General features: G+C 67.6%; 20 protein-coding genes. 13 read left to right on the forward strand and 7 right to left on the reverse strand.

Features of this window, described 5'->3' with window-relative positions; all coding sequences use genetic code 11:
• Positions 1-36: 36 nt before the first annotated feature.
• The 10 genes from DY023_RS05105 to DY023_RS05150 all read left to right on the forward strand — a co-directional run bounded on the left by DY023_RS05105 (position 37) and on the right by DY023_RS05150 (position 5,739).
• Positions 37-240, forward strand: a complete 204-nt coding sequence (locus DY023_RS05105; RefSeq protein ID WP_116241266.1) for a hypothetical protein — start codon at positions 37-39, stop codon at positions 238-240.
• A 174-nt stretch (positions 241-414) separates the two neighbouring features.
• Complete coding sequence (locus DY023_RS05110; RefSeq protein ID WP_116241267.1) at positions 415-717, forward strand: hypothetical protein; 303 nt, start codon at positions 415-417, stop codon at positions 715-717.
• Positions 718-923: 206 nt separating this feature from the next.
• Positions 924-1,355, forward strand: coding sequence for a VanZ family protein (locus tag DY023_RS05115; protein ID WP_116241268.1), 432 nt, complete (start codon positions 924-926; stop codon positions 1,353-1,355).
• Between the two features lie 9 nt (positions 1,356-1,364).
• Complete coding sequence (locus DY023_RS05120) at positions 1,365-1,826, forward strand: ASCH domain-containing protein (RefSeq protein ID WP_116241269.1); 462 nt, start codon at positions 1,365-1,367, stop codon at positions 1,824-1,826.
• A gap of 121 nt (positions 1,827-1,947) precedes the next feature.
• On the forward strand, positions 1,948-2,322 hold the full coding sequence (locus DY023_RS05125) for a PLDc N-terminal domain-containing protein (RefSeq protein WP_116241270.1): 375 nt from the start codon (positions 1,948-1,950) through the stop codon (positions 2,320-2,322).
• A gap of 72 nt (positions 2,323-2,394) precedes the next feature.
• A complete protein-coding gene (locus DY023_RS17940) occupies positions 2,395-2,862 on the forward strand; it encodes an SLC13 family permease (RefSeq protein ID WP_181905729.1) in 468 nt (155 codons plus the stop codon).
• Positions 2,863-2,867: 5 nt separating this feature from the next.
• Positions 2,868-3,257 carry a GntR family transcriptional regulator gene (locus DY023_RS05135; RefSeq protein ID WP_116241271.1) on the forward strand — a complete coding sequence of 130 codons (390 nt, stop codon included), beginning with the start codon at positions 2,868-2,870 and terminating at the stop codon, positions 3,255-3,257.
• Complete coding sequence (locus tag DY023_RS05140) at positions 3,254-3,949, forward strand: ABC transporter ATP-binding protein (protein WP_116241272.1); 696 nt, start codon at positions 3,254-3,256, stop codon at positions 3,947-3,949. Before DY023_RS05135 ends, DY023_RS05140 begins: the two co-directional genes overlap by 4 nt.
• Positions 3,946-4,764 carry a hypothetical protein gene (locus tag DY023_RS05145; RefSeq protein WP_116241273.1) on the forward strand — a complete coding sequence of 273 codons (819 nt, stop codon included), beginning with the start codon at positions 3,946-3,948 and terminating at the stop codon, positions 4,762-4,764. The genes DY023_RS05140 and DY023_RS05145 overlap by 4 nt, the downstream gene beginning before the upstream one ends.
• Before the next feature lie 768 nt (positions 4,765-5,532).
• Complete coding sequence (locus DY023_RS05150) at positions 5,533-5,739, forward strand: cold-shock protein (RefSeq protein ID WP_116241274.1); 207 nt, start codon at positions 5,533-5,535, stop codon at positions 5,737-5,739.
• Positions 5,740-5,808: 69 nt separating this feature from the next.
• Here DY023_RS05150 and DY023_RS05155 read toward each other — a convergent pair whose 3' ends face one another.
• From DY023_RS05155 to DY023_RS05170, 4 genes are all read right to left on the reverse strand, one after another.
• The gene (locus DY023_RS05155) at positions 5,809-7,131 is read right to left on the reverse strand and encodes an acetate and sugar kinases/Hsc70/actin family protein (RefSeq protein WP_116241275.1); all 1,323 of its coding nucleotides are present in this window, start codon (positions 7,129-7,131) and stop codon (positions 5,809-5,811) included.
• 47 nt (positions 7,132-7,178) lie between these two features.
• On the reverse strand, positions 7,179-7,595 hold the full coding sequence (locus DY023_RS05160; RefSeq protein WP_147303268.1) for a hypothetical protein: 417 nt from the start codon (positions 7,593-7,595) through the stop codon (positions 7,179-7,181).
• 86 nt (positions 7,596-7,681) lie between these two features.
• Positions 7,682-8,344 carry an HAD hydrolase-like protein gene (locus tag DY023_RS05165; RefSeq protein WP_116241277.1) on the reverse strand — a complete coding sequence of 221 codons (663 nt, stop codon included), beginning with the start codon at positions 8,342-8,344 and terminating at the stop codon, positions 7,682-7,684.
• Positions 8,345-8,363: 19 nt separating this feature from the next.
• A complete protein-coding gene (locus DY023_RS05170; RefSeq protein ID WP_116241278.1) occupies positions 8,364-9,344 on the reverse strand; it encodes a DUF389 domain-containing protein in 981 nt (326 codons plus the stop codon).
• 142 nt (positions 9,345-9,486) lie between these two features.
• Here DY023_RS05170 and DY023_RS05175 point away from each other — a divergent pair, with 142 nt between their 5' ends.
• On the forward strand, positions 9,487-10,632 hold the full coding sequence (locus tag DY023_RS05175; protein WP_116241279.1) for an AI-2E family transporter: 1,146 nt from the start codon (positions 9,487-9,489) through the stop codon (positions 10,630-10,632).
• Here DY023_RS05175 and nucS read toward each other — a convergent pair.
• Genes nucS through DY023_RS05190 form a run of 3 tightly spaced genes read right to left on the reverse strand, consistent with a single transcriptional unit; the run spans position 10,629 to position 13,737 of the window.
• Positions 10,629-11,324, reverse strand: a complete 696-nt coding sequence (gene nucS / locus DY023_RS05180; RefSeq protein WP_116241280.1) for an endonuclease NucS — start codon at positions 11,322-11,324, stop codon at positions 10,629-10,631. The two genes, DY023_RS05175 and nucS, sit on opposite strands and share 4 nt — an antisense overlap.
• A 24-nt stretch (positions 11,325-11,348) precedes the next feature.
• Positions 11,349-12,701: a serine hydrolase domain-containing protein gene (locus tag DY023_RS05185; protein ID WP_116241281.1), complete on the reverse strand. Its 1,353-nt coding sequence runs from the start codon at positions 12,699-12,701 to the stop codon at positions 11,349-11,351.
• A 7-nt stretch (positions 12,702-12,708) separates the two neighbouring features.
• The gene (locus tag DY023_RS05190; RefSeq protein ID WP_116241282.1) at positions 12,709-13,737 is read right to left on the reverse strand and encodes a LacI family DNA-binding transcriptional regulator; all 1,029 of its coding nucleotides are present in this window, start codon (positions 13,735-13,737) and stop codon (positions 12,709-12,711) included.
• A gap of 236 nt (positions 13,738-13,973) precedes the next feature.
• Here DY023_RS05190 and DY023_RS05195 point away from each other — a divergent pair, with 236 nt between their 5' ends.
• Complete coding sequence (locus DY023_RS05195) at positions 13,974-14,951, forward strand: ABC transporter permease (RefSeq protein ID WP_116241300.1); 978 nt, start codon at positions 13,974-13,976, stop codon at positions 14,949-14,951.
• Positions 14,945-15,898, forward strand: a complete 954-nt coding sequence (locus tag DY023_RS05200) for a carbohydrate ABC transporter permease (protein WP_116241283.1) — start codon at positions 14,945-14,947, stop codon at positions 15,896-15,898. Before DY023_RS05195 ends, DY023_RS05200 begins: the two co-directional genes overlap by 7 nt.
• Positions 15,899-15,915 lie beyond the last annotated feature (17 nt).

Raw genomic sequence — 15,915 nt, forward strand, 5'->3', positions numbered from 1 at the left:
AGACGACATTGTCATAACAGCTATAACCAGGTAGCTATGAACGAGTACAACAAGACTGTGGTGTCGAGAATGCTGGGGACTGTTTCCGGGCTCGAGGTTCAACACATCGAAAGCCATGAGCAGGTTGCTGAAGTCTTTGAAGACTCGGAGACTGGCAGACGGACGGTCAACCTCTTTGAGATCGACGTCCCGCTCGAAGTAATTGAGTGGCTCCTCGCGGAGGCTCGCGCGAAACTATGAATTCGCGACGCCTTCGCGAACGAAGTGATCTTTGGGTGCGTGGGTCAGAATTGAACGGCTTGGGATACGACCGCACCGCAAGCCAGACGAGACCAATGGGCGACCCGGCGTCTATGGGATCGTGTTGAACCCAGATACCGGGATCATCTTCCATCGCCAATGGAGGGGGGCGCAATGAGATACCTAGTGCTCTCTGCTGACTACATGGACCCGAACCTGCGGGACGACGAGTCCGGCTCTGAGTTCGACGTGGATGTTGTCAATGAGGTGTCGCCGTCGCTCGCTGCTGACATCGTCGAATGGAATAACTCGTATCAGGCGGTCATCCCGATGGACTTGGCTGCTCGCGTCGCTGCTGCTGATCTCATCGGTCAGCTTGACGGACGTGGTCTCGACTTGGCTGGGCGGATAGAGGAGGAGCTGCGGCCGGCGCGGGTCCACTACTACAGCGAGGGCCTTCTGAAGTCGCTCCCATGAGGATCACTTGGTGACGCCCCGCCGCTGCACTGATGGCCGCGACCTCGATGACCCATCCGGAGAAGCGCGTTCGCGCGTTCGGCTGGAGCGCGGCGGAGTCCCGCGCGCGATGGCGGCGCAGCCTCACTCAACCCGACGATGGGCGCGTAGTCCCTCACCTCGAAACGCATACGCTCACGCAACATCCGATCGCGTGGAGTGGATGCATGAGCACATCCCTCGGACCGCGCATCCTCGTCGCGCTTGCAGCCGTCGTCGCGGTCCTCGCACTCACTTTCTCGCCGCATTGGATCGTGGCGCCGGCACGAGGAGCCTTCATGCAGTTGGCGCACTTCTGGGCCGGCCCCGTCGTCGAGCCGATGAGCTTCCTGCAGGTGGAGGGCACGCTCAACGCGCTGCTGTTCGTGCCGCTCGGCGCCGCACTCGCGCTGCTGCTCAGCCGGCGGTGGTGGATACTCGCCCCATTGATCGCCTTCGCGCTCTCATTCGGCGTCGAGCTGATGCAGAACCGCATACCCGGGCGCGTGCCGGACATGGACGATGTCCTCTGGAACACCGTCGGCGCGGTCGTCGGCGCAGCGCTGGCCGGCCTCATCCGTCTCCTCGGCGATGCCATGCGGCAGACCAGGCATCCGTAGAGTCGTCCTGTGCCTGAGAACCCCGAGATCGACGCCTATTGGCGCGCTGTGCGCGCCGCGCACCCCGAATTGCCGGATGCCGCACCCGAGGCGTGGGGATTCGGCGCCACCCCCGAGCACGCCGACAGCCTGCTCGAACTCGTGCTCGCCGGCGTGAAGACCGGCACCGCCTCATCCCTCTGGGACTACGAGGCGACCGGCGATCCGCTTCCTCAGGAGGGTGACTGCAGCATCATCCTCGATGGCGCCGGCACTCCGCGGGCGGTCATCCAGACCACCTCGGTCCGGATCGTGCCGTTCGACCAGGTGGGTGCAGACCACGCGCGCGCCGAGGGCGAGGGCGACCGCACTCTGCGGGCCTGGCGCGAGATCCATGAGCAGTACTGGCGCGAGAACTCCGAGAACCCGCGCGGCTACGAGCCGGACATGCCCGTCGTCTGCGAGCTGTTCCGGCTGGTGCATCCCAGCTGACGGGCCTCGCCTCCGGCCGCGGCATGTTCGCCGCTGTGCCCGCAGGGTCTACGCAACCCCACACGGCGGGCCGGAACCACTAACGTTCGAGACGACGACTTCAACCGACGAAAGGATCGTCATGGACTTCTGGCTCTGGATCTGGATCTTCTTCGAGATCTTCATCTTCATCGCTCTGCTGATGGCGCTGTTCACGATCTTCGGAGACCTGTTCCGCGACCGGAAGCTCAACGGCTGGGCGAAGGCGGCGTGGGTGGTCTTCCTGATCCTGGTGCCGTGGCTCGCCGCCCTGGTCTACCTGATCGCCCGCGGGAACGGCATGGCCGAGCGCAGCGCCGCTCAGGCACGACAGGCGCAGGAGGCCACGGACGCCTACATCCGCCAGGCCGCCGGCACCAGCCCGGCAGACGAGATCGCGAACGCCGCGAAGCTGCTCGAGGCGGGCACCATCACCACCGCGGAGTACGAGACGCTGAAGGCCAAGGCACTGGCCTGACCCATCCCGACCTGCCGCCGCCGGCATCCGACGGTGGCGGCAGGTCTTACGGGCACCCGATGAGGGATCGGAGTGACGACCGATCTCGCGATCGTGCTCGTGCTGCTCGTCGCGGCTGGGACCATATTCGCGATCGGGCGGCCGCGGATGGACGTCGTCGCCGTCGTCATGATCGTGGCGCTGCCGCTGATGGTGGTGCTCATGGTCACCGGCATCGTGCCGAACGTGATCGCCGCCCTCATCGCCTGCCTGCTGATGGGGATCTTCCGCTGCGTCGACATGCGCAGCGCCTACCGCGCCATCCACTGGCCGACGCTGCTGCTGATCGTCGGCATGCTGCCGTTCGCGTTCGCGTTCGCGTTCGCGTTGGCGCTGCAGCGCACCGGCGGCTGCTACCGGTTCGCCGACTTCGTGAAGATCGGCACGCCGTTCACGCTGGTGACGCTTGTCGTCAGCGTGCTGCTCGTGCCCCTGCTGCTGCCGCTCGGACGACACGGCTGGGACGCTGTTTGCAACTGTATTAGTGTTGTAATACAGTAAGACACATGCAGATCGACGAGTCCCGGCCCATCTGGGCGCAGCTGGTCGACGAATTCCGTCGACGCATCGCCGTGGGTGAGTGGATGCCCGGGGCCAAGGTGCCCTCGGTGCGCGAACTCGCCCTCGAGCTCGGCGTCAACCCCAACACCGTGCAGAAGGCGCTCGGCGAGGTCGACCGGCTCGGTCTCACCACCACCGAGCGCACCGCCGGCCGCTTCGTCACCCGCGACGAGCACGCGGTCGCGGACGGGCGCGCAGCGCTCGCCGCATCCACCGCAGACGGATTCGTCGCCGCAGCCCGCGGCATGGGCATGACCCTCGCCGAGGCATCCGACCTGCTCGCCCGGCGCTGGACGCAGGGCGGCGCACCGCACGACAGAAAGGATGCGCGATGAACGCCATCGAGATCACGGGCCTCAGCAAGGCCTACCGCGGACGCCCCGCGCTGCGCGGACTCGACCTCGCACTCGCCCCCGGGCAGATCGTGGGCCTGATGGGAGACAACGGCTCGGGCAAGACCACGCTGCTGAAGATCCTCGCCGGCGTGCTCGCCGACTGGGACGGTGACGTGCGCGTGGCCGGACATATTCCCGGACCGGAATCCAAGGCTGTGGTGTCGTTCCTCCCCGATGCCTCCTTCCTTCCCGACGCGCACAAGCCGGCCGATTCCATCGCCCAGTACGCCCGGTTCTTCGCGGACTTCGATCAGGCCAAGGCCCGCCAGATGATCGACTTCTTCGGGCTCCCCTGGGACCGCACGCTCAAGGAGATGTCCAAGGGGATGCGCGAGAAGCTGCAGATCTCACTGGCCATGTCGCGCCGCGCGAAGGTCTACCTGCTCGACGAGCCGATCTCCGGCGTCGACCCGGCCTCCCGCGACGTGATCCTGCGCGGCATCCTGTCGAACTTCGACGAGGACGCGCTCCTGCTCATCTCCACGCATCTGATCCAGGACGTCGAGCAGATCGTGGACTCCGTCCTGTTCCTGCGCGAGGGCGCGGTGCTGCTGCAGGGCAGCGCCGACGACCTGCGCGCCGAGCACGGCGTCAGTCTCGACGCCCTCTTCCGAAAGGTGTACGCATCATGATCGGCACGCTGTTCGCCCAGGAGGTCAGGGCCACGAAGAAGAGCCTGCTCGCCGCCACCGGAACGGTCGTGCTGGTGGCTGCCGTCTCGCTGGTCTTCGCCGCCCTGAACATCCCCGTGCTCGGCTCAATCGGCCTGTTCCTCGGGATCGCCGTATTCATCGTGCTGGTGCCCGTCATCCTCTGCCTGCTCGCGGAGAACTACTGGCGCACGATGTACGGGCGTGAGGGGTACTTCACCATGGTCATCCCGGTGCGCGGCCGTACGCTGTTCACCGCGAAGCTGGTCTACGGGCTGCTCATCTCGGTGGTCGCGCTGATCGTCACGGCGCTCGGCCTGCTGGGCGCCGCCTTCGCCTTCGCGCTGTCGCTGCACAAGGATCCGTGGACGTTCATCGGCGACGGCCTCGCCGACATCCAGCCGTGGATGGTGTGGCTCGGAGTGTCCACCACCGTCCTGCAGGTCGCCTACCTCGTCGTCGCCGGCTCGGCTCTGATGACCATCGGCGCCGAGGGTCGCTTCAACCACCTCGGCTTCGGTGCGCCGGTCATCGGCGCGGTGGCGCTGTACCTCGTCATGCAGGTGGTCACGTTCATCGGCATCCTGTTCATCCCGCTCGGCATCCGCCTGACCGGACCGGATGCCGGTGAGCTGGTGCCCCAGGGCATGCTCGACGGCGTGATGGCCGCCATCGCCGATCCCGCCAGCCAGCCGGATGTGCTGGGCCTCGGCTTCGTCTTCACGACCATCGCCACGATGGTGCTGCTGGCCTGGTGGGGCGGTCGGTCGGTCGAGCGGCACACGTCCCTGCGCTGAGCGCATTCTGAGCCGGCCCCGCAGCGCCGGCTCAGAACGGCCAGATCAGCGGCACCACGAAGATCGCGGCGACGGCGAACAGCAGCAGGCACGGCAGGCCGAGCCGCTAGTAGTCGCCGAACCGGTAGCCGCCGGGTTCCTGCGAAGGTGGTGATCAGCGGGTCCACGGGGCGGAACCTTCCGGCGTGGGGTGTGTTGCCTGAACTCTACTCACGCCACGTGGTCCCCGAGCGACATCGAGGGCCGGGAGATCTCTCCCGGCCCTCGGTGTGTCTGCGGTTGTGGTCGGGTCCCTCCCCCGGCTTCTTCCGCCTCCCTGATTCCCTGTGCTTCGCCACCTTCCCCAGAAGGTGCCTCCCATCTCCCCAGAAGATGGGCCCGTTCCCCAGAAACGAGAGCGGGAATCGCCTACGATCTGCCCTGTGCCCCAGTCCCCACTGGACCAGCCGAGAAGGTCGTGAATCCATGATGCCACCGATCTTGTGATTTTGTCCCCCTTTTGGGGGACAAAAGTCCCCCAAAAGGGGGACAAAGGCTGTACGCTGTATCTGACGCACCCTCCGGTCGTCTTCGGCCCTCATCGCTCCCCCCGCGATGGGGGCCATCACTTTTCTGCGGCAGCACGCCGGTCAGAAGCCCGTCAAGACCCCGGATGCAACATTTTCGTCACCTTCGACAAGGGGATGTTCAGCCGTCCCCCGGCTCGGCTAGCGTTAGCTTCAGTCGGTGCAGCCCGCGTCGGCTTCGTAACAAGCAGAACGGCAGTACATGAGCACCCAGGGCACAGTCAAGTGGTTCAACTCGGAGAAGGGCTTCGGCTTCATCTCCCCTGATGAGGGCGGCGCCGACGTCTTCGCGCACTATTCGGCGATCCAGTCTTCCGGCTACCGCACTCTCGAAGAGAATCAGCGGGTCGAGTTCGAGGTCGCGCAGGGTCCCAAGGGCCTGCAGGCAGAGAACATCCGTCCCCTCTGAGGCGGAAGCGAAGAACCCCGCCGGCAGCTGTTCGCAGCGCGGCGGGGTTCTTGCGTATCCGGGTGCGGATCAGGCGTTCGCCTTCTCGGACTTCCGGCTCGATCGGCGGCTGCTCTCGGCGACCTGCTCGACTGCGGCCGCTGCGGCGTCGGCGGCCTCCTCGGCCGCGCGCGCCGCGAGGAACAGACCCTCACGGTTGAGGTGACGCGAGTACCGGGCGTCGAGGTACAGCACCGGCACGTCGCCGGCAGCGCGGATCAGCTCGGGGTAGAGCTCGTCCTTGATGGGGCCGGAGCCGCCGCCGTAGACGTACACGACCTCGGTGGACTCACCCGACTGGCTGAGCGTCTCGCTGAACGAGCGGCGGATCTGCTCGACGAGGTGCTTCACGTCGGGCTCGACCAGGGTCTGTGCGCGCTGGTGGCGGTTGCGCTGCAGCACCGAGGGCGTCGACTGCAGGAAGTCGGCGAGCTGCTTGCGGCTGGTGAAGCGCAGGTCGGCCTCGTCCTGACGGTCGAGCGCGTTCTCGAGGATCGTGCCGTAGCCCATGTCGAGCGTCGACGCGGCCTCGGCGTTGAAGCGGCCGTTGGTGAACACCGGGAAGTTCACGGTGCCCTCGCCCACGTCGATGCCGATCGTGTTCTGCGCGGCGACCAGGTCGGCGCCGGTGACGCCGGGGAGGATGTCGGCCTCACGCGAACGCAGGTCGGTGAGCAGCGCGTCGGCCAGGGGCTCGCCCTTGTCGGAGATCGCGTACTGCGCAGACGCGCCCTCGGCGACCACCTGCACGTCGACGAACTCGAGGCGGATGCTGACCGGGGTGTTGAAGTTCTTGATCGTGACGAGGTGCACGGCCGAGCCCTTCGAGCCGATGAACTCTCCGGCGTAGCCGTAGCGGCGGGCGACGAACTCGCTGATCGGCAGGGCGAGACCGGTGCGCACCTTCACGCGCAGCTCGTGGTCGGGCAGTGCGTCGTGCTCGCGCACGTAGTCGCGCAGTGCCTTCGCCGCGTACACGCCCAGCACGAGGATCTTGCTCAGCTGCTGGTCGGCCTTGCTGGCGTGACCGTCGTGCACCTCGAACTCGCTGAACACCGAGCCGCGCACGCTCAGTGCCGAGCGGCCGAAGATGCGGCGGTCGCTGTCGGAGACAAGCGGCGACGAGAACGAGGCGTCGAGACGGTTGTAGAAGTCCTCTTCGGCGTCGTTCATGGTCTGCGCGGCCTCGGCGTCCTCGAGGGGCACCTTCGGCGACTGCCGCGGGGTGGCGACGATCGCGCTGGGCAGGTCGATGCGATCCCGCAGACCGGTGTCGGTGTTGAGGATCATGCCTTTGACGTAGCCGTTGCCGACGTCGATGCCGCCGGTGAGGTTGATGATGTCCGAACTCATGGGGGAGACCTTTCGTTCCGAGTGTCGGGGTGAGATGGGGGAAGTGGTTACAGGCCGAGGAGATCGTCGATGGTCGCCGACGCGGCGTCCGCCTTGGGCGCGGGGGCCTTCTTCGCCGGTGCCTCGGGTGCCGACGCATTCGGTTCCGCGGTCTTCGGCTCCGAGGCATCCGGCTCCGGGGCATCCGGCTCCGCGGCATCCGGCGCGGGTGCCGTGGTCGCCGGCGACGCAGCTGCGGCCGGCGGCTCGTCGGCGGGGAAGATCTCCGCGACGTGCACCGGCTCGGCCGGCGGCCGAACCGGGCGGTTGGCCACGTCGACGAAGCCCTCACGGGCGATCGCCTCGCGCACCAGACGACGGAATGAGTCGGATGCGGAGTACTGCAGATCGAGCCATTCGATCACGCTGGTGTCGGCGACGGGGACGGTGATCTCCACCTTGCGAGTGGATGGCACTTCAGCCACTGCTGCTCCTTCGTCTCTGACAGCGCTCCGGATCGCACGACAAACGGCGACACGCCCTAGATCACGGTACAGTACCCTGCTGTCCGTCAGCCGATCAGAGCCTGTCTCAGCTCGGTCGCGCTCCCGACCTGCAGGATCGAGCCCTCCGACTCCCCCGGGTCGCCGAAGCCCCACTCCGCGAAGATCACCGGGATGCCGTGCTGCCCTGCGCCCTCGATGTCATGCACCCTGTCACCGATCAGCACGGGGCGCGAGACGTCGGCCCCCGCGGCCTCGAGCAGCGTCAGCGCGCGCCCGATCACGGTCGCCTTGTCCTCGTTTCCGCCGGTCCGCGGGTCGGGCAGCGAGCCGGCGACGGTGGTGAGCAGGCCGGTCAGCTCGTAGTGGTCCAGGATCGCGAGCACCTGGTTCTCGGGCTTCGAGCTGGCCGTGGACTGCGGGATCCCCGCATCCTGCACGGCGCGCAGCACCTCCGCGACCCCGGGGTAGATCGCGACGGACGCCGCATACCCGTCGCGCGCCGCGAGTTCGCGATACCGCGCGACGGCATCGAGCGACTGTTCGCGCTCCATGCCGGAGCGCTGGAACGACTCGTACATGGGCGGCCCGATCCAGCGCGAGAGCTCTTCGGGCGCCGGTGGCTGCATGCCGTACGAGGTGAAGACCTCGCGCAGACGCGGAAGGATGCCGGCGGACGCGTCGGCGATCACGCCGTCGACGTCCCAGAGGATGCAGGTGAATTCGGGCATGCCTCCAGACTATGGGCGGTCAGTCGGAGGGCTCGTCGCCGAGATTGACCCGATACGCGGGGATGAACTCCACGTCGACGTCGGCGGGATCCACCCCGGAGTCCTGCAGGGTCTGGACGAGTCCGTCGGTGCCCGGCAGCGGGGGTGCGCCGGTCAGCGTCAGCTCGGCGCGGCCGCCGCTGACGGTGAGGGCGTCGATCTGCCATCCAGCCTGCTCCGCCCACGGCTCGGCGGCCGCGCGCACCCGCGACTCGAGCATCGCATCCGTCGTGAACCGCACCGAGGTGCTGGCGAGGGGGATCGCGATGATCGCCAGGGACACGATGATCGAGATCAGCGCGCGGTACGGGCGTGCCGGTGTCGCGGCATCCTCCGCGGCGATCCCCTCCCACTTCGCGCGCAGAGGCGCGAGGACGACGATGCCGGAGCCGAGGATCGCGGCGACGTTCGTCGCGAACAGCAGTAGGGCTCCCCCGGCCTGGTCCCAGGCGCCCGACTCCATCGTCAGCCCGACGACGGACAGGGGCGGCACCAGCGAGATGGCGATCGCGACACCGGGCAGCGTGTCGGAGATGTCCTTGCGGACCAGGGCGACAGCGCCCACGACTCCGGTGGCCAGCGCGGCGAGCAGATCGATGAGATGCGGGGAGATCCGCCCGGAGACCTGCGAGTTCATCGGCGCGATGACCGGCGACTGCACGAACAGCCCGACGAGGTACCCGATCGCGACGGCGCAGAGCGCCCCGGTGATCACCAGGACCCAGCAGCGGACGAGGTTGCGGCGGCTGCCCAGCACCGTCGCCAGGACGACGCCGAGGATGGGGGTCATCAGCGGGGCGACGATCATCGCGCCGATCACCGTCGCCGTCGAATCCCCGACCACTCCGGCACTGGCGATGATGCTCGCGAGCACGAGCAGCATCCAGAACCGGGAGTCGCGATGCCGGGCATCCGGGCCCTCGAAGAACACGGAATCGCGCATGGCGGCGACAGTGTTCATTGACCCTCCTGCGGGTGACAGGAGGCGCCGTCCGCCTCCGGGTGGCGGAATCCTGACACCTGGAGTGCCGTGCGCGCAAGCAGGTCATCCCTGCCGGGCGAGTCCCATGACGCCGGTAGGCGCACCGGGATACTGTGCCTGAGTGAGCAGTGAAGAAGGCGGCCAGTCCGTGCCCGAGCCCGTGACCACGCCCGAGCGGGCGGCGGAGTCGTCGCGTCCCCGTCGCATCCTTCCCGCCGCTCCCCTGCGCTCCGGGTTTCTCGTGGCGATCGGCGTACTGCTGGCGATCGCACTCGCCCTGGTGTTCGTCTCGCTGTCGTCCGTGCTGATGTCGCTGTTTCTCGCGCTGTTCCTCGCGCTGGGCCTCGACCCCGCCGTGCGTCAGCTGCAGCGCACCGGCATGAAGCGGCCCTGGGCGATCGTCACGGTGGCCGTGGGGGTGCTCGTCATCGTCGTCGCGATCATCCTCATCGTGGTGCCGGCGATGGTGCGCCAGTTCGTGCACATCGTGCAGGAGGCGCCGGAATGGCTGGCGCACGCGCAGACCACCGACTGGTACCAGAACATCGAGAACGCGCTCGGCATCGACCTCGAGGTCGTGATCGCGCAGGGACTGGAATCGGTCGTCAACATCTCGTCGTTCCTCGCGATCTCGGGCGGTGTGCTGAAGGCGGCCGGCGGGATCATCTCGGGCATCTCCAGCACGGTGCTGGTGGTCGTGCTGACGCTCTACTTCATCGCCTCGCTGGAGACCATGAAGGGCGCCCTGGCGATGCTCGTGCCGCAGTACCGGCGGGAGACCTTCTCGAGCCTGACCGATCAGATCACGGCATCCGTCGGCGGGTTCGTCGCCGGCGGCATCACGCTGTCGTCGATCAACGCCGCCGTCGTGTTCGTGCTGCAGTTCCTGATCGGCTCCAACATCGCCGTGCTGCTGGCGATCGGCGCATTCTTCATCACGCTGGTGCCGATGATCGGCTCGATGATCTTCCTGGTGGTCGGGACGGCGGCCGCCCTGTTCATCGGCCCCTGGCAGGCCCTCGTCTTCCTGATCGGGTACTTCGCCTACATCCAGATCGAGGCGTACTTCGTCACGCCGCGCGTGATGGGCAAGGCCGTCGCCGTGCCCGGCGTGCTCGTGATCATCGGCGCGATGACCGGAGCGGCGCTGATGGGTCTGCTCGGCGCGCTGGTCGCCATCCCGATCACGGCCTCGGTGCTGATCATCATCCGTCAGGTGACGATCCCCGCGCAGGACGCGAAGACGATCGCGCCGGAGGCCGGTTAGAACAGGCGCGGAGCGCCCGACTCGATGCCCTTCATGTCCTCGTAGTCGAGGACGAGGCAGCGGATGCCGCGATCCTCGGCGAGTACGCGGGCCTGCGGCTTGATCTCCTGCGCGGCGAACACGCCGGTGACGGGAGCGAGGTGCGGGTCGCGGCCCAGCAGCTCGAGGTAGCGGGTGAGCTGCTCGACGCCGTCGATGTCGCCGCGGCGCTTCACCTCGACCGCGATGGCCGCTCCCCCGGCATCCCGCACCATGAGATCGACCGGGCCGATCGCCGTGGGGAACTCGCGGCGCACCAGCGTCGCACCCTCGCTGATCAGGTCGACCTGCTCGGCGAGCAGTCGCTGCAGGTCCGCCTCGACGCCGTCCTTCTGCAGACCGGGGTCGATACCCAGGTCGTGGTTCGAGTCGTGCAGGACTTCATAGATCTGCACGCGCAGCGCATCGCCGGTCTTCTTGTGCGTGACCCGCCAGACCTCGACGACACCCGCGGATGCCTCGTCCTCGCCCGGCTCCTCGGTGGTGAGCGAGCACGGCGGGCTCATCCAGTTCAGCGGCTTGTAGCTGCCGCCGTCGGAGTGCACGAGCAGGCTGCCGTCGCCCTTGTGCATCAGCACACGGGTGGCCGGGGGCAGATGGGCGTTGAGGCGGCCGGAGTAGTCGACGGCGCAGCGGGCGATGACGAGACGCACCCGAAGAGCCTACCCGTCAGCGGATCACGTGCCTTCCGGCACGGTGAGCGTGCCGAGCGACGGATGCCACAGCGGCGTCGTGTGCCAGGCGACGGACAGCCCTCCGGCACCGCGGCTGATGATCGCGCGATGCGGCGAGGTGGGCACCACCAGATGCACCAGCACGTCGTCACCGGCGCGCTCGCCGCGGGCAGCCACAGCCAGAGACTGCTCCCGCGTGCCGAGTACGGCGTGCGACCAGCGATCCTGCGGCACCGCGACCTCGCCGAGGGGTGTGGTCAGCAGCCAGCCGCCGTCCGCGGCGTCGGCCAGCATCCAGGCCTCCGGGTCGGGCATCGGGTCGGATGCCGCCAGCGCATGCCGCGAGATCCACGAGTCGCGCGTCGCCGCGCGCTCAGCGAGGCGGGCGGAATCGTCGGCGGACGGCGCGACCTCGTCGTCGTGGAACGACTCCACCAGCCGCCACAGCGCATTCAGGGTCTCGTGCGTCCGCGTCGTGGCGCCCTGATACGCGACGACGACGCCGGTCTCCGGCATGACGAGCACGAACTGGCCGTAGGCGCCGTCCAGCCGGAAGCCGTGCCGGCTGCGCCAGACCTGGAACCCGTAGCCGAGCGACCAGTCGCCGTCCGGGTCGCCGTCCGGGTCGCCGTCCTCGTCGCGATTGTCGGACCAGGGTCGCGCCATCGCCTCGACGTACGTCGCGGGGATCACCTGCCGACCGCGGAACCGGCCGCCGTCGGCGAGCATGATCCCGGTTCTGGCGAGGTCGTCGATCTCGAGATGCAGGCCCGAGAAGCCTTGATCGATCCCGTCCAGCGGGATCCACCAGCGCTGACCGATGCCGAGCGGGTCGAACACGCGCCCGCGCAGCAGACCGGTCAGGGACAGGCCGCTGACCGCCTCGACCACGGCGGAGAGCGCGTAGCTGGCCGGCGAGTTGTAGGCGAAGCTGCTGCCGGGAGCTGCTGCCGGCGGAGTCGTGAGCAGCGTCGGCACCGAGAACGGCAGGCTCAGGGTCTGCTCGCGGCTGTGCCCCGTGTTCATCGTGAGCAGGTGCCGCACGGTGATGCCGTTCGGGTTCTCCCCTCCGAGGTAGCGCTCCACGGGAGCGTCGAGGTCGATCGCGCCGTCGGCCTCGAGCAGTCCGATCGCGAAGGCGGTGAACGTCTTCGAGACCGAGTACACCAGGGCCGGCTGCTCGGCCGACCACGGCGCCCAGGAGGTGCGGAACAGCACGTGGCCGCGGCGGGCGACGATCAGCGCGTGCGGGTCGAGCCCGCCGCGCTCGAGCTCGTCGAGCAGCCGGATAAGCGCGGCAGAGGAGAGTCCCTGGCGCTCGGGCGCGCAGGACGGCAGCTGATCTGTCGTGAGCATAAGGGCCTCAGATGGTCGCGGGGGCGGCGGTGGATTCGCGGATCACGAGCTCGGTCATCAGGTCCATCCGCATCGATGTCGGAGGCTGCCCGTCGGCCGAGGCGATCAGCATCCGGGCGGCCAGTCCGCCCATCTCGCGCAGCGGCTGGTTGACGGTCGTGAGCGGCGGGTTCAGCCACTCCGTGATCGGCAGGTTGTCGTAGCCCACGAGTGACAGGTCGTCGGGGATGCGCAGGCCGCATTCGCGGGCCGCCCGGGCGATGCCGAAGGCGATGTAGTCGGAGCCCGCGAAGATCGCGGTGGGGCGGTCGGGTCGGGAGAGCAGGTCGAGAGCGTGCTGGTAGCCGGATGCCGCGTCGAAGCCGCCCCAGCGCACCATCGCCGGATGCCAGGGGACGCCGGCCGAGTCGTGCGCGCTGCGGAACCCGTCGACCCGGGCGCGCGAGCAGAGGACGTCGGCGGGCCCCATCACCACGGCGATGCGGGTGTGGCCGAGGTCGAGCAGGTGCTGCGTGGCCACCAGGCCGCCATTCCAGTTGTTGGATCCGACCGTCGGCACGTCGGTGGGCGGCTTGCCCTGGGTGTCCAGGACCACGAACGGAATGGAGCGGGAGCTGAGCTGATGCCGCTGCGTCGGGTCGAGGTCGGAGAGCACCAGCAGCACGCCGAGCGGACGCCGCGCCATCACGTCGTCGATCCACTCCTGCGTCGGGCGGTGCGAGCCGCCCAGTTCCGAGAGCACGACGCCGATGCGGGCGGGGCCGGCGACGCGCTCCACGCCGGAGATGATCTCCAGCGCCCACAGGTTGTCGGATTCGTGGAACACGACGTCGAGCAGCCGGGGGCCGGTGGTGCGAGCACCGTCCGCACGCGTCGCGACCGGCTTGCGGTACTCATGCGCCGAGAGTGCGGCCTCGATGCGAAGCCGGGTGGCCTCCGAGACATCGGGCCGTCCGTTCAGCACCTTCGACACTGTCGGGGCCGACACCCCCACCTCGGCCGCGATCTCCGCGATCGTGGAACGCCCCTTGGCCATGCATCCTCCTCGAAACTATCGGTCAGCGTAGTCGGCGCAGGGTGACACTGCCACCCCCGGAAAGCGAATTCCCTCGGGGGATTGACGCGCGGTCTCCGGTATGAATAGTGTTGCCGCCAACAACATATCGGAACTGATTCCGAAAGTTTCGGACTAACGCGTCCACACAACGAAGTGAGACCATGCTCGATTCCTCCCCGCCCCGCACCGCACTGCCGGCCGGACCGGACCCCCGGATGAGCGAGACCAGAGCTCTCGTCACCGCGTCCGCGCCGCGTCGCCGCAGACGCGGCCGGCCGACGGCATCCGGAAAGAAGACCTGGCGCCGCGCGCTCAAGCGCGACTGGCGGCTGTACACCTTCCTGATCCTGCCGCTGCTGTTCCTGCTGATCTTCCGGTACATCCCCATGCTGGGGAACATCATCGCCTTCCGGCGGTTCCGCCCGGGTGGATCGATCTTCGGCGACGAGTGGGTCGGCTTCTACTACTTCGAGACCTTCATCCACAGCGCGCAGTTCTGGCAGGTGTTCTGGAACACCGTCATCCTCGGCGGATTCACCCTCCTGATCTGCTTCCCGCTGCCGATCATCCTGGCGCTCATGCTCAACGAGCTGCGGCTGCGGCGATTCAAGCGCATCGTGCAGACGATCTCTTACCTGCCGCACTTCATGTCGGTGGTCATCGTCGCCGGCCTGGTGCTGCAGATCACGGCGCTCAACGGCACGATCAACCAGATCGTCCAGGCATTCGGCGCCGAGCCGATCCCGTTCATGCAGCAGCCGCAGTGGTTCCGCAGCATCTACGTCTCATCGGAGGCGTGGCAGACGGTCGGCTGGGGCACCATCCTCTATCTCGCTGCACTGACGACGATCGACGAGCAGCTCTACGAAGCCGCACGCATCGACGGCGCGAACCGCTGGCAGCAGACCTGGCACATCACGCTGCCCGGCATCCGCCCCACCATGGTGGTGCTGCTCATCCTGAACATCGGCTCCTTCATGGCCGTCGGATTCGAGAAGGTGCTGCTGCTGCAGAACCCGCTCATCTACTCCACGGCCGACGTGATCTCGACCTACCTGTATCGCGTCGGCATCCAGTCCGCCCAGTTCTCCTACGCCACCGCGATCGGCCTGTTCGAGGCGCTCATCGGCCTCACGCTCGTGCTCGGCGCGAACTACATCTCCCGTCGATTGGTGGGTACCTCGCTATGGTGACCGACGCCCCTCCTGAGGCAGACATCCTTCCCCCCAAGCCCGACCTCGGTCACGTGCGCGCGGAGCACGGCGTGATCAAGGAGTCGCTCGGCTACCGCGTCTTCCAGGTCGTGAATGTGGTCGCGCTGCTGCTGATCTGCGCCGTCACGCTCTACCCGTTCATCAATCTCGTCGCCAAGGCGTTCTCGTCCGAGGGGTACATCGCGGCGGGCGAGGTCAACCTGATCCCGCGCGGGTTCAACATCGAGACGTTCCAGGCGGTGCTCGGTGACGGCCTGTTCTGGACCAACTACGGCAACACCGTCATCTACACGGTGGTGGCGACCGCCATCTCGATGTTCCTCACCACCACCTACGCCTACGCGATCAGCCGGCCCGATCTGAAGGGCCGCACCTTCTTCATAGGGGTGGCGGTGTTCACGATGTTCTTCAGCGGCGGACTGATCCCGAACTACATCCTCGTGGCGAGCTGGCTCGGCTGGCGCAACACCATCTGGGCCGTCGTCGTGCCCGGCGCGCTGAGCGTGTTCAACCTGCTGGTGATGAAGTCGTTCTTCGAGAACTTCCCCGCCGAGCTCGAAGAGGCGGCCGCGATCGACGGGCTGTCCACCTACGGCGTGTTCTTCCGCATCGTGCTGCCGCTGTCGAAGGCGGTGCTGGCGACGATGACCCTGTTCTACGCGGTCGGAATGTGGAACTCGTGGTTCGGGGCGTTCCTCTACATCGACGACAAGAACCTGTTCCCCGTCACCGTCTACCTCCGCAACCTCATCGCCAGCGCCACCGGCACGACCGACCTCGCCGGCACGGCCGCGGAGACCACGCAGGTCGCCGCCAACATCCAGTCGGTGACCATGCTGCTCACGGTGCTGCCCATCGTGTGCCTCTACCCGTTCATCCAGCGGTACTTCGTCTCCGGTGTGATGCTCGGCTCCGTCAAGGGCTGAGCGACACCACGAAACAC

The organism is Microbacterium bovistercoris (assembly GCF_003387575.1).
In the GTDB taxonomy this organism is placed as follows: Bacteria; Actinomycetota; Actinomycetes; order Actinomycetales; family Microbacteriaceae; genus Microbacterium; species Microbacterium bovistercoris.